This window comes from Peribacillus butanolivorans (assembly GCF_001273755.1).
GTDB lineage: Bacteria > Bacillota > Bacilli > Bacillales > DSM-1321 > Peribacillus > Peribacillus butanolivorans.
In genome coordinates, this window is sequence record NZ_LGYA01000001.1 from 1,524,564 (window position 1) to 1,538,464 (window position 13,901).

Genomic DNA, 13,901 nt, shown 5'->3' on the forward strand with positions numbered 1-13,901 from the left:
CTTGGTATTATCCGCCAGGTAGCAATGAGGAGAAAAAATATGCTGCAGATTGCTAACGCCATTATTATTCAACCAGTGAAAGATGAAATGTCCGGGCTTTAAAACAACTACACTAGTGAATCTTAATTTAGATAAATCTTTAGATGCAGCTTTTTTTACACTGAGCCTGCCTTATTTACAGTTGATTTCCCATGCTTTTTTATAGCGTTTTGTATATCAATCAGGCATTTGCAAATGAAAACTAAAGATCTTTCATAAAGGTTGAATCAAATAAAGGGATGGACTTTTTTTATTCATAAAAGAACGCTTGTTTGTATATGTATTTGATAAAATTCAGCAGTTTTCATTAGAGAAAAAGAGCTAAATAGCAAAAACTCCTTATGAAAGGAGTATTTTAATTTATTAAATATATAAAGGTTTTTTAGGGACGAAATATAATTGCTATATACAGAGGGAACTGCCCATTATGTCGAATATTCATTATAAATTTCCTAGAAACTGATAGCTATTTATTTTATCACGTTTTGTTGAACACAAAATGATTGTTATTGGTGATAATTAGGATAGATGACGTTTTGTAAGAAAATCACTTCTCTTTTTAAGGATTCGGAAACTTGGAGTAATGAGTTCACATCCTTTTGCAATGAGGTGATTTGATTTTCCATTTTCCTCATTTTCCTACTTTGTTCCTTTGCTTCTTGTTCTTCTTTTTTTTCTAATATAGCGGATTGTTCTATTTCAATCGCGACACCACTTGATGAAACTAAGTCACCAATTGTAATTATAATGGCACCTATTAAAGCTAATGCAAAGCCTACATTTGATTCTGAACCTGAACCTGAACCTGAACCAGAACCAGAATCTGAACCAGAATCTGAACCTTTTCCTTTTCCTTTTCCTTTTCTTGAACTTGTTCCTGAACCTGTTCCTGCTCCTGATGTATCGGGGTTTTCTAACTCCTCTACTTCTTCAATTTCTTCTACCTCTTGAGCTTCTACTGCAATCCCAAGAACAGTAAGAATGTTTCCTATGTTAACAATCAATGAACCAAATAAATCAATCTTATCTCCAATATTAGTAGGTAAGGAATTTAAAATATGATCTTCTTCGGGTTTCCACTGGTTCAAAACTTCTCACCTTCTTGGCTATTACTTTATTTTTTTAAATAAGCTCAATGTTGCCACATTTAGCTCTAGTTCAATGTCTTTTAATTTGGAAATTGCATTTTGTATATCGTCTTCATTCAATTCTGTTAGGGTTTCATTATCAATTCTCCATAATAAATTATTCAAACAATCTAAAATTTCCTTGAATGATTTTATTAATAATCCATGTTCCCCATCCAAAAGATATGGGGGAACAATAGTCTCTAGAGATTGGACACTACACTGTCCTACACTAATCGCATTTTTTAAATCTATACAGTACTGGTCATAATCAGAAATTATTCCATCAATATAAGTAGGATGTACCATATTAGAGATATAAACTAAATTTCCTCCCACCAATTGTAGAGTTTGCCCGTATTTCTTTAAATTTCTTCTCATATAATTTCCTCCTGATAACCAAAACACATTGGGCTTTTATCTTTGATAATGTATGCAATGGAAATAAAATGGTTCAAATAAAAAGTAAGAGTTCATTTGTATAAAATAATGATAAAAACTTCTCATTTGTGAGGGCTGTTTATGCTAATGTTCCCCTGTAAAAAAGGGGATTTTCCACCTACAGCATGTTAATACCTTTCACCACTGTTTGAAACATGGGTGGGGAGTTTTCAAAGAATCGCGACAAAGTACTTGGATAATTGCTCCTATTGGTACCGTTGGCCCGAATTGGGTAAGAACTTGGTTTTCATCAGTTAGCTAATGCAAATTCAATGGGGTATGTTCGTTGATGGGATAAATAAATAATATTGGGCACTGGTTTAGATACATTTAAGTAAATAATGAATATTGGATGTATACGATAGGTGGCAAATGAAGTATTAATTCATTTGAACGAAGCTAAAGAACATTGGGAAAAAAGTAGTTTTTGAGACAATTCTTATTCAGTTAACGGGTAGCGTAATTAAATAAGGAACACGAAAATTATCAATCTTTTTTATTAAAGAATAATTGGATTAAATATTATAAGAGCAGGTTTTGAACAATCATTTTTCAAAACACGCTCTTTACTTTGTTCGTTTATTAAGGGAGCATTAATTAAAAATATATTTTATTTCAAAACTAAAATTTTTACTCACTTACATTAGTAATATATGGTATTATTTAAAATGGTATTATTTTCTAAAATATACAATCTGGGGTGAAATTTACATGGAGTTTTTTACTAAGTGGTCGTTTAAGAACAAGGCAGCTGTTTCATTAGTAACCATTTTTATTTTGTTGATAGGAGTTGTTAGTTATTTTAAACTGCCGATGGAATTTTTACCATCTGCTGATAATCCACAAGTTACGATTGTCACAATGGGGCAGGGCACTGATTCGAAAACGATGGAAACGCAAGTTACAGATCCGATAGAAAGGGTTGTTACAGGAGTAAAAGGAAAGAGTTCAGTATACTCCACCACTGGAGATGGATTTTCAAAAGTAGATCTATTCTTTGAATCGGGATCTGATATGAAACAAGCAAAACTTGATGTTCAAGAGGCTTTAGACAATGTAACATTGCCTCAAAATATTGCAAAGCCTACTGTTACACAGCTTAATACCTCAATGATTCCTATTTCATTTATAGCTGTGACTTTTAAGGACGGATTAACAGCTGAAAATCTAGACTTTGCTAAGAAAGAATTAGAGCCTCTATATAAAGATATTAAAGGAGTTTCAGATGTACAGACATTTGGAGTTTCCCAATCTGTTCTTTCAGTTAAAGTGGATAATAAACAATTGGCTAAAAAGAAAGTCTCCATTCAAGATGTAATGAGCGTCCTTAACGGTCAGAATACAGCTCTAGCCGTTGGCGAGAAGGTGATTGATGGGAAGACAAGTAATATTAAGGTTATCGGTGATTTAACGAGTATTGAAAAATTAAAAGCGCTAAAGGTCACTTCAAAGGTCACGCTAGGAGAGATAGCAAAAGTTGACGAAGCGAAGAATGGTAACCTCATTAGTCGTTTTAACGGAAAAGAAAGCATTGATATAAGCATTATTAAGGACAGCCAATCAAATGCTGTCACAATCAGTAAAGAAGTTGAAAAAGTATCAAAAGAAATTAATGAAAAGTATCCTGACCAGAAATCAACTATCTATTTATCTACAGCTGATATGGTGGAGACTTCTGTTCAGACGATGGTTAAAGAAGTGCTACTTGGTGCACTATTCGCCACTATTGTGATTATGGTCTTTTTACGAAATGTACGGTCTACATTTATTACAATCGTATCCATACCTTTATCTCTTGGCTTCACGTTATTTTTGCTATCATTGTCGGGAGTGACGTTAAATATATTGACGCTAGGCGGTGTCGCTGTTGCGATTGGTCGCTTGGTGGACGATAGTATTGTTGTTATTGAAAATATTTTCCGGAAAATGCAACAAGAGAAGATTTCAATCCAATTGGTGATGGATGCAACAAAAGAAGTAGGAGTGGCGATAACAGCTTCAACACTTACTACTGTAGCCGTCTTCTTGCCAGTAGCTTTATTGAACGGAGGGCTTCAAGAATTTCTACTGCCTTTTGCTTTAACGGTCACTTATTCTTTGCTAGCTTCTTTAATTGTAGCATTAACTGTTGTTCCGTTAATGAGTGCAGGATTACTGAAGAAAGCGAAGTTGCCAAAACATCGACCAGCTAAGCGTTTTACTAAGTTGGTTACTTGGTCATTAAACCATAAATGGATGGTCTTGATTGTTGCATTGCTGTTGTTTGTCGGTTCAATTGGTACATATTTTGCTATGCCAAAAGGAGCAATTGATAATTCTTCAGCTGACTATGCCTCCGTGACGTTAACTTATCCAAATGATCAGCCCTTTGATAAAGTAAAAGAAAAAGCGATTGAACTCGAAGAAACGATTCAAGATATGAGTGAAGTGGATAATGTGTTCATGCAATTAGGAAACTCTGCCGAAGCGGCTCAATATGGCGCTGTCACATCACCTACAGAAGCGACTTTTGGTATCTTAGTGAAGGATAAAGCAAACATAGATACAATCTTGGGGGAAATCGAAAAGCAAAAAGAAAACTATCCTGATGCGAAGCTTACAGCCACCGCTTCTTCATTTATGATGGGGGCATCAAAGACGAACATTACGATAGATGTGATTGGCAGTAATGTTGAAGATTTGGAGTCGACAGCCAATAAGATCAAACAAAATATTCAAGATATTAAAGGAATTGAAGATGTTACAACGAACCAAGACGAAAAGAAAACCATTTATTCATTCAAGGTAGATCCGGCTAAAGGCAACACAGAACAAATAGGGCAACAACTAGGTATCATGCTTAATAGAACCCCAATCGGCAATATTACCTTGGAGGATAAGCAGACACCTGTAGTCCTTGAACCAATCTTAGATCCTAAACAACCAAAGGATTTAAAGAATATTCCTATTATGACAGATGGTGGTTTAGTCCCGGTGTCAAAAGTTGCTTCTTTAAAGAGTGAAGAGAGTGCAACTACCCAGTTCCATAAAGACGGAGAAACGTATCTTCAATTAACTGCAACCGTAGATCCGGCTAAGCTTTCTGATATTGCAAGCAAAATAAATCTTGAGATTTTTGGAGACAAGGAGAACAAAGGCCTTGCTATTCCGAAAGATGTAGATATATATGTTGGAGGAGCTAGCGCTCAGCAGACAGATGATTTTACTGATTTGTTCCTTACCATGTTAATATCTATAGGTATTGTCTTTCTAATCATGGTTATAACATTTAAATCGATTAAAGCACCGATTGCTATTTTATTTTCATTGCCGTTCGCTGCTATTGGAGCAGTGTTAGGATTGGTTATCAGTCGAATTCCAGTGGATATTACAGCGCTGTTGGGTGCGCTCATGTTAATTGGAATTGTGGTGACAAACGCGATTGTGCTTCTGGATAGAGTCAAACAAAACGAACAAAAAATGATTATTCGTGATGCAATTATTGAAGCAACGGCTACAAGATTCCGTCCGATTATTATGACGGCTGTAGCAACCATTTGTGCAATGCTGCCTCTTTTATATAAAAAGGCGGAAACAGGAAGTCTGGTTTCACAAAGCTTAGCCATCGTTGTCATTGGCGGGCTAGCTGTTTCTACACTGCTCACACTTATCGTCATTCCATGTATATACGAATTGCTACACTATAAAAAATCGAAAAAACAGAGAAAGAAAAAGAGAGAACCCGTTAGCGAAAACATCGAGATGTAAGGGAGCTTAATAAAAAAGTTTGTAGAGAAAGCGACGCTTTCTTTACAAACTTTTTTTTCTTTAAAATGGATATAAAACTTACAGTTACAAGAGCCAGTCAAAGAATAGGGAAGATGGCCTTTAGATTCTTGTTTTTCCTGTAGTCCTTTAGATTCAGTGTAGATATATCTCAAAATGCATATGATCATCTCATGCTTTTTAAATTTTATTTAAAAAATAGTTGACTTCTGTTCAACCTGTAACTAAAATAGTTACAGCAGAGGTGATAAATAATACAACCGCAAGAAGCAATGGAACAAGTAGTTACATCACTACTAAATCAAATACATGCTGCACAATGAATGTGTAGTTAATCAATTGCATTCTATATTGTAGAGAAAGCATATTTTTTTACCTTTATTGTAACTAATTAAGTTACAAGTGGAAATTATTGATAAAAAGAGAGGAACATAATATGACTGTAAAAATTAAAGCTTATTCTGATTTCATATGTCCATTTTGTTTTTTAGGAAAAGGTCCTTTAGATGAAATCGTAAAGGAAAAAGATGTAGAAGTAGAATGGATGCCATTTGAATTGCGTCCGAGTCCATATTCCAAAATTGATCCATGGCAAGAGCCTGAAAAATTGAATTCATGGGATTCTTATATTCTTCCTACTGCGAAAAAGCTCGGAGTCGATATGCGTTTACCACGTGTTTCTCCACATCCATATACACATTTGGCTTTTGAAGGGTGTCAGTTTGCAAAGGAGCATGGAAAAGGGAATGAGTTCCACAGCAGAGTGTTTACGGCATTTTTTCAAGAGGAACAAAATATTGAAGATATTGAAGTATTAACAAAATTAGCAGGTGAAGTTGAACTGCCTGAGGATGCTTTTAGAGAAGCGTTAGTGTCACGTAAGTATCGCGAAGTACATCAAGAAGCTCTAAAACATGCTTACGAAGAAGCTAACATTATGGCTGTTCCAACGTTTATTATTGGTGATGAAGTTATTCAAGGACTAGCTAGCAAAGAAAGGTTAGCACAAGCCATTGAGAACGAAGCAGAAAAAAATAAACAAAATGAATTTGATGGCTTGCAATGTGATATGAAGGGAAATTGCTAATAACAGTTTAAACTATTAGAAAAAATCTATGAATATATAATTATAAAATTAAACATAATTTGGAGGAATCAAAATGTCAGTAACTAAAACAAATTTAAAAGACGCAATCATCAATCGTCGTTCCATTCGAAAGGTGAAAAAGAACGAAAATATTACGAAAGAAAGAATCAAGGAAGTATTAAAAACCGCAATACATGCACCATCTTCATTTAATATGCAAAGTGGACGTATAGTGGTAGTGATGAATGACGAGCATGAAAAGTTTTGGGATATCGTAAAAGAAACACTTCGTTCTCGTGTTCCAGAAGAGAACTTTGGAGCGACTGTAGAACGATTACAAGGTTTTCGTGATGGAGTAGGTACAATTCTATTCTTTGAAAACCAAGAAACAATAGAGCAAATGCAAGATAAAGCACCATCATATAAAGAACAATTTCCATATTGGTCCCATCAAGGAAGTGCAATGTTGCAGTATGCAATATGGATGTCTTTATCAGCAGAAGGTATTGGGGCATCTTTACAACACTATAATCCAATTATTGATGAAGAAGTAAAGAAAACTTGGGATATTCCAGGGAAATGGAGTTTAGTAGCCCAAATGCCATTTGGTGAGCCGAATGAACAACCGGGAGAAAAAACCTTCTTACCTTTCGAAGATGTTGTGAAATTTTATTAATACAAGCAAGTATTTGAAAGAAAAAAACATGTCAAATTTACAATTTGAAGTCTATACAGAATCTACGTCAGTATATCAAGCAGATTTTGGTACATGTTTAGGAACTTCAAAATAAGAAAATAGTGAAATTTAATCAATATGGGGATAGTCATTTTGTTCAAAAGGCTATTACAGTCTAAAAAGATCAAGTTTCTTAATGTAACATTCCAACCATTAAATAAAAAGAGCCTGTTTACTTTTAACGTAGCAAAAACTGCCTCTTTTTTTGTCGGCATTTGCTAAGTTGGATAGTAAATTAGTAAGGAATTTTAAGTACTGGTGATCTATCAGCTGAAGAAAGGCATCTCATAATTAAATTAATAGTAAACAGACCACCATTTAAATTTTAGATGGTGGTCTGTGCTTATCATTGATAAGAGTTATTATCCAAATTTTATATAGTTAGTTTCAATTGTCTGCGATATATTGTATGGCCCCTCATCTTTATTTGAAGGTATGACCGTTGTAATTCCAGACTGCGGATAATAAGAAGAGTTAAAACTGACACCTGGGTCATAACCCATGACATGATATTTACAAATTGTATTATCCTTCTTACTTATCCAAATCCCGTATCCATAATATTCTTCGTCCTCCTCACAAATGTGAGGGGTCAAAAGTAGATGGGTTGTCTCTTCATTTAAAAGTTTATAGCTAAGTAGAGCTTCCCAAAACTTCATCATATCAGGAGCCGTAATAAATGCTCCTCCATCTGCCCCACCTTGAATTGGGACGGCATAATTATTGGTTTTCCATGTTCCAGCGTCCTCTAAATCTATATAACCAATTGCGGTATTTTTAGGTAGTCTATCTAAAGAGAAATAACCAGAATCATGCATATCACACTTTGCAAAAAGATTCGTTTCTATATATTTAGTAAAACTTATACCTGTTTGTTGCTCAATAATTAGTCCTAATAGAATATAGCCAGCATTATTATAATGAAACCTTTCTCCAGGAGTAAACATCATCTTATTATTTTGAAACATAGGTAAAAAATCAGATAAACTTGTTAGTAGATACATCGGTTTTTCTTTCCAAAGGTCTTCAAAATTCTCCATTACAGCTTCATCAAAATAATCAGGTATCCCTGAACTATGTGTTAGAAGATGGTGGATCGTTATATCTTCATCGAAATTTGGAAAATTAAGGTCTAAGCAATCTTTAAGCCTTGTTTCGAAAGCAATATCTCCTTTTTCTACTAACTGACAAATCGTTACCGCTGTAAACAATTTACATCCAGAAGCGATTCCAAACTTAGTGCTAATTTTATTTTTTATTTCATCAGCTCTGTTAGAAAAACCAAAGGCAGCCTCATAAACGTAATTATTTTTATTCTTTATTAAAATAACACCAGAAAAGTCTATCTTACTTGTTAAATCTACTATATCTTTATTTTTATTTATCATGAAAACACATCCTATATCTGATTTACCAATCTTTTTTACTGAGTAATTATTAGCTACTATTTTAATTAACTGTTCCAGGACTCCTAATAATTTTATCACATTATTTTTATTAAATGGAATTTTTTACTAAATTAATGAGATATCCTAGCAATTTAACTAATACTAATAAAGGAGGGTTTATTGAAAAGTTCAAGTGAAAATCTACTAGGATTGCTTGAGGTGGTTGAGTCTGTGTTGCACCATGATAGTTGAAGCCAGACATATTTTTAGTTGTTATCGTTGTTAACCTATTGTCCATTGATGATACTTTGGCAAAGAACCTTGAAGATCATGGAGTGTTATGTCTTCCTTTTTTTGTTGTAGAAATATAATTTCAGTTTTGATGTTCTTTCTGCATAGACTTAGTTTGGAGATAAATAGTTGACAATGAGAATCATTTTCATTTATATTAAGTATATACTGAAAGTGATTCTCAATTAGGTGGGTGATATAGATGAAGGTATTCATTGGCTACGTCAGTTTATCCGGTAATACCGAGCAAATGGCTGTAAACATAAAGAATAGAATGAAGGCTGCAGGCTGTAAAGTATATATGGAAAGATTGGACATGGTAGAAGTAGATACCTTAAAGGATTTTGATTTGGCCTTTATTGGATTATATACATGGAATAAAGAAGATTTGCCATATGAAGCAAACGAATTTTATGAAGAAATTGAACAAGTAGATTTTAAAGGAGTAAAAGTCGCATTTTTTGGTGCCGGCGACTTGACCCATACAGAACCTTGCGCCGCAATAAATATTCTTTCCGATAAAATGAAGGAATATGGTTTTCATGTATTTAAGAAAATATTAAAAATTCATCAAGAAAGCTCTACATATGATCAAATAAAGAAATGCGAAGATTTTGCAGTTTATGCTCTTATATGGGGAAGCAAGAGGAAAAAATGGCGATTTCTCTCGTGGAATCGGGTGTTAAGCATCCCGAAATGCCAAAAGTCTGCATATTTGTAAAGGGGGCCGCTTGATGAATACGCAATTAAGTATAAAAGGAGAAGTAAAAAAAGATCAGCTTATACAAGAACTTCTGAAATTTGGGATATTTAAAAAATATAATAAACAACTATATGAACTTCCAATTGTTGTCCTCCAAAAAGAATTCAATCACTTAAGAGGTGAATAAAAAATGTCTAGAAAAAGGAAATCTTTTAATGAACTACTCAAAGAAAACCGCGAACATTTGTTGCATGACAAAAGTGAGTTGGAACGAATTTTTACAAAAATAGATCAAAAAGCGATTGTTGAGTTAAAAAAAGATCAAGTACAATCATAATAGACAATGACTTAAACATCGTTTGATAAATAGTTAAACAGTTTATAAAAATGATGAACCGAAATCAAAATGTGATTTCGGTTTTTTTACTTATCGGGCATTCTTTCATAAATCCTAATACATATACCAACTGCTCGATAAATCTCCGGAAAAAATCCTCTATAAATTATTTAAGGGCTAAATGAGTATGTCGTTTAGGATCTTTTTTAACTAGATCTTCAGTTACGTCGTTAAATCCAAAAATCATTGTTTAAGTCTATCTCTTTATAAAAAAGCGTTCCTCTCCTACGAGCACAAAGGGTGACTTCATCCTTGCATATGTAAAAAGAATTGCAAAGTTAAAAGAGTATAAAAATGTGTAAGTGGTTGTTAAATTTGAAGATGAATAGAGAATAAAAACTGTGAGAAAAGAATGAGAAAACTAATAAAAAACCCCAAATAGGGGTTTATATAGTTAATATCTGAATGGTCTTCGCGGACAACAAGGAGGTTGTGGCACTCCACCAACAAACCTTTGAGTGTAACACTCATTTACTACAGATACATTATTGGGGGAATGATGTATATACTTTTTGACATGTCTATTAACGATTGTAGTATGTGTCGGATGAACAACAGGTATTACTGTGTTCGTGACATTGGTTTTAACAAATTGTTTTGTGGGTGAAATTTGAGGTGGACTATGCTGAAAAGGAAAAGTTTGTGGCGGACAATATTGTGGTGGACATTGACCATTGTGTGCATTAGCCCATGTTCTATTATACATTTCAAAACCTCCGATTCTTATTTTATAAGTCATTGATAGTTTATGAAATACAATAATAAATGGACTAGTATAAATGCCTCATTTCAAAACAATAACATCGAAAAGGTTAACTTTGAAAATTATCAAAAATATATAATTTTCATCTTGGTAATATTACTCAGTACGGCTAAAGCATAATAAAAAATAACGATTCCGGATAAGAAATAGTTACAAAAGTTAATCGGGGCTAAGGGAAATGCAAAAGAAAATTCTATCTATTGTCAGTAGAAGTAGTGATCCAAAGGCGGTTCCAATGAACACGATAGACCAACTAACATCTATACTTTTTCAAAAAGCAGCCGTTTTGCATCTTTGGTTCTAGAAACAGAGAACATGTACATCCACATCTGTTTATTTTGTGCCTAAAATGGAAGGGGGTATCGATGGAAGAGACGTAGTTATAAGAGGGTGAATTTGTGTAGGATTATCAAATCTAGTCTTTTAAGTTTAATCTACCTATAAGTGCAATGACATACGGAAAGCTATTTATTAGGCTAGCATTTAATTTGAATAGTGCACTACTAAAAGAGTAGACTAAGTTTCGAAACAAGTTTACGAATATGTAGGGCAAGATGTTGATATGGACACCTGGCCCCTTTTAATTTTTAGGTAATGTATGTAGATTAAGGTGTCCGATTTCTTGATTGGTTTGTGGAGGGAACCAAAGAGGTAGTAATACTGTTACAGGTTTAAGCGATAATACGTATCTTGCCTTAATTGTTCATGGGCAATCTATAGGCTGTGGAATGTCTTTGAGCGAGTGATTAGCTCTGTCTTCATTAGCAAGCTTTACCATATCCGTGTTGATGTGGTCACTTCTACATGCGGTACATTAATCAAACCCCACAGGAAGTCATTGATCGACTTCTAGTGAGGTTTTAATCTTTTGTTTAGCTTAAAAAATAAAAATTATGAACAAATTATCATTTAAATATATTTATACTGATAATTGGCATAGCAAAAACATCAATAAGAAACGCACCTACTATAGGAACGATTAAAAACGCTTTACTTGAAGGCCCATATTTAGCAGTGATTGATCTCGATGGTCATATTATTATTTCTTGTCTACACACATGAATACTTCATTTATTAGGTTAGCAGCTAGTTTTACCGTGCGATTATCATAATCTAATGATGGATTTACTTCACAAATATCAAATGAAATAGTTTTCTTATGTGAAGTAATTTTGCGAATTAATTCTCTAACTATTTTTCCAGAGAGACCAAATGAGGAAGGTGCACTAACACCTGGTGCTTCAGAAGCGTTTATAACATCCATACAAAGTGTTAATATAATACAATCCTTTTGATTTATAAAATTTTGAATTTTCTCTTCATTTTCATTGGAAATCTCATTTACTAATTCATCTTCATAAATCCAGGAACAGTTAAGTGAGGTAGCGGTGTTAAATAATTTTTTTGTGTTTCCATAACGTTGAATACCAATAGGTAAATAACTTGCTTGACTATCATTGTCCAATATTTGTTTAAACATTGTTCCAGAAGAAGTCATTTGGTCATAAGAACGTAAGTCAAAATGAGCATCAATGTTGAGGATCCCTATTTTAACATTTGGTCCAACATGCGACCTTACTCCTAGATAATGTCCATAAAAGGTTTCATGTCCGCCTCCCAAAATAACAGGAAACATATTTTTAGTTAATATTTTCTCAACGTGACTTCCTAATTCAGCTTGAGCTGCTTCTAACTGTTGATTTTCACAAATGATATTTCCAAAATCAACTAGACTATCTGCTGATTGGCCGTGCCAAGATAAAGAAGATAAGGATTTACGTATTTCATTTGGAGCTTCTTTGCTTCCAAGTCTTCCTTTATTCCTGCGCACGCCTTCATCACAAGAGAATCCTATTATCCCGCATGAATCATTTGTTGATGTTTTTGAATGATCACTAACTATTTGATGAATTCTAAATTCATCTTTATCTATTAAACTATCTGTTCTGCCTTTCCATAAATCCATATTTGGTACTGCATACATTTATTATCCCACCCTAGAAATTATTTATTTATTAGAGTATATCTGCTATTATTTATAATATCCAATACCTATTTTCAATATATTAATATAAAAAAACTATAAGTGGGGGTGCATTTTTGGATATTAGGCAACTATCTTATTTCATTTCTGTAGTAGAAAATAAGAGTTTTTCAAAAGCAGCAAAAAAATTGCACCTTTCTCAACCCTCGTTAAGCAATGCAATTACAAAATTAGAACATAATATTGGATTTCCTTTACTTGAACGGTCTACTCGTTCTGTTCGACTATCAGATTCAGGAGAATTATTCTATCAAAGAGCAACTGAAATATTAAAAAAATTCCAACAATTTGAAATAGAATCGGCAGAAATACAACAAGTTGGAAATAAGCAGCTGTCTATCGGAATTATTGAATCAACAAAACATTGGATATCTCAGGTAATTAGAGATTACAATAAACATCAATCAATAACTCATTATCAATTAGACGAAATATTAAGTAAAGATAATGTAATTAACGCATTACTAAATTATAAAAATCATCTTGTTTTAACAAATCAAGAAATTACTCACCAAGAATTAAATGTACAAAAATTATATTCTGAAAAATTATGTTTAATTGCAAATGTTAATCATGCACTGTTCAAGATACCGAATATTTCATTATCGGATATTCAGCCATACCCTTTTATTATATGTTCAGATGGGTTTGAAACGAGGAATAACATTTTCAAAGCCTTTGAAGCCGAAAATCTATCTCTCGATGTACAATTTTCCGTCGAACGCTTTGAAACAATTTGTGAACTAATTTCAAATGACTTAGGTATCAGTATCTTACCTGAACGATATTGTGAAAGTATAAATGATTCTAGATTGCACTTTGAATATTTGGATTCATCATATTTTAACCGTACTGTGTATCTAGTTACATGTAAGAATCGTTTTGTTGCTCCACATGTTAACTTATTTATTAAACATATTTTTGATTTTCACAATCTCGAAGTCCCAATAGAGTAAAGCCTATTGGGGCTTTTTTTGTAGTAAGAAAGCTATAATCCGAGGGTCCCATATGACGTTCACATAATAGGGGTGGAGGATTAAGCACCTATAGAAGTATCTCGTTTGTAAAATGTTATTCCTGAAAAGTATGATTATTATCCCCAGTGATCTAGAAAAACACC

13 protein-coding genes and 1 pseudogene are annotated in these 13,901 nt (G+C 33.4%); 9 read left to right on the forward strand and 5 right to left on the reverse strand.

All coding sequences use genetic code 11. The annotated features are described in order from the left end of the window. Window positions 1–545: 545 nt before the first annotated feature. Both AKG34_RS28450 and AKG34_RS07320 read right to left on the reverse strand, forming a co-directional pair. Window positions 546–1,127 carry a hypothetical protein gene (locus AKG34_RS28450; protein ID WP_053345477.1) on the reverse strand — a complete coding sequence of 194 codons (582 nt, stop codon included), beginning with the start codon at window positions 1,125–1,127 and terminating at the stop codon, window positions 546–548. Between the two features lie 21 nt (window positions 1,128–1,148). Next, window positions 1,149–1,547, reverse strand: coding sequence for a hypothetical protein (locus AKG34_RS07320; RefSeq protein WP_053345478.1), 399 nt, complete (start codon window positions 1,545–1,547; stop codon window positions 1,149–1,151). A 157-nt stretch (window positions 1,548–1,704) separates the two neighbouring features. Between AKG34_RS07320 and AKG34_RS28640 the strand changes: the two are divergent. The 4 genes and pseudogenes from AKG34_RS28640 to AKG34_RS07335 form a co-directional block, all read left to right on the forward strand. Next, window positions 1,705–1,856, forward strand: a pseudogene (locus AKG34_RS28640) (IS1595 family transposase); the annotation flags it as partial. 462 nt (window positions 1,857–2,318) lie between these two features. Next, a complete protein-coding gene (locus AKG34_RS07325; RefSeq protein WP_053345479.1) occupies window positions 2,319–5,354 on the forward strand; it encodes an efflux RND transporter permease subunit in 3,036 nt (1,011 codons plus the stop codon). A gap of 454 nt (window positions 5,355–5,808) precedes the next feature. Next, on the forward strand, window positions 5,809–6,459 hold the full coding sequence (locus AKG34_RS07330) for a DsbA family oxidoreductase (protein ID WP_053345480.1): 651 nt from the start codon (window positions 5,809–5,811) through the stop codon (window positions 6,457–6,459). Window positions 6,460–6,532: 73 nt separating this feature from the next. Beyond that, window positions 6,533–7,135, forward strand: a complete 603-nt coding sequence (locus AKG34_RS07335; RefSeq protein ID WP_053345481.1) for a nitroreductase family protein — start codon at window positions 6,533–6,535, stop codon at window positions 7,133–7,135. 422 nt (window positions 7,136–7,557) lie between these two features. Here AKG34_RS07335 and AKG34_RS07340 read toward each other — a convergent pair whose 3' ends face one another. Continuing rightward, the gene (locus AKG34_RS07340) at window positions 7,558–8,583 is read right to left on the reverse strand and encodes a serine hydrolase domain-containing protein (RefSeq protein WP_053345482.1); all 1,026 of its coding nucleotides are present in this window, start codon (window positions 8,581–8,583) and stop codon (window positions 7,558–7,560) included. 493 nt (window positions 8,584–9,076) lie between these two features. Between AKG34_RS07340 and AKG34_RS07345 the strand changes: the two genes are divergently transcribed. The 3 genes from AKG34_RS07345 to AKG34_RS27405 are packed head-to-tail and all read left to right on the forward strand — an operon-like array spanning window position 9,077 to window position 9,914. Continuing rightward, the gene (locus AKG34_RS07345) at window positions 9,077–9,595 is read left to right on the forward strand and encodes a flavodoxin domain-containing protein (protein WP_053345483.1); all 519 of its coding nucleotides are present in this window, start codon (window positions 9,077–9,079) and stop codon (window positions 9,593–9,595) included. Window positions 9,596–9,608: 13 nt separating this feature from the next. Then, window positions 9,609–9,764, forward strand: a complete 156-nt coding sequence (locus tag AKG34_RS26645) for a Fur-regulated basic protein FbpA (protein WP_083450699.1) — start codon at window positions 9,609–9,611, stop codon at window positions 9,762–9,764. Window positions 9,765–9,767: 3 nt separating this feature from the next. Next, on the forward strand, window positions 9,768–9,914 hold the full coding sequence (locus AKG34_RS27405) for an FbpB family small basic protein (RefSeq protein ID WP_152952254.1): 147 nt from the start codon (window positions 9,768–9,770) through the stop codon (window positions 9,912–9,914). A gap of 454 nt (window positions 9,915–10,368) precedes the next feature. Here AKG34_RS27405 and AKG34_RS26650 read toward each other — a convergent pair whose 3' ends face one another. Continuing rightward, entirely contained in the window at window positions 10,369–10,713 is a 345-nt protein-coding gene (locus AKG34_RS26650; protein ID WP_330219141.1) for a CotD family spore coat protein, read from the reverse strand. Window positions 10,714–10,915: 202 nt separating this feature from the next. On the opposite strand from AKG34_RS26650, the gene AKG34_RS29240 reads away from it, so the two are divergent. Continuing rightward, window positions 10,916–11,041, forward strand: a complete 126-nt coding sequence (locus AKG34_RS29240; RefSeq protein ID WP_269083722.1) for a hypothetical protein — start codon at window positions 10,916–10,918, stop codon at window positions 11,039–11,041. 735 nt (window positions 11,042–11,776) lie between these two features. Here AKG34_RS29240 and hutG read toward each other — a convergent pair. Continuing rightward, a complete protein-coding gene (gene hutG / locus AKG34_RS07350) occupies window positions 11,777–12,721 on the reverse strand; it encodes a formimidoylglutamase (RefSeq protein WP_053345484.1) in 945 nt (314 codons plus the stop codon). A 116-nt stretch (window positions 12,722–12,837) separates the two neighbouring features. Between hutG and AKG34_RS07355 the strand changes: the two genes are divergently transcribed. Then, entirely contained in the window at window positions 12,838–13,737 is a 900-nt protein-coding gene (locus AKG34_RS07355; RefSeq protein ID WP_053345485.1) for a LysR family transcriptional regulator, read from the forward strand. Window positions 13,738–13,901: the final 164 nt, after the last annotated feature.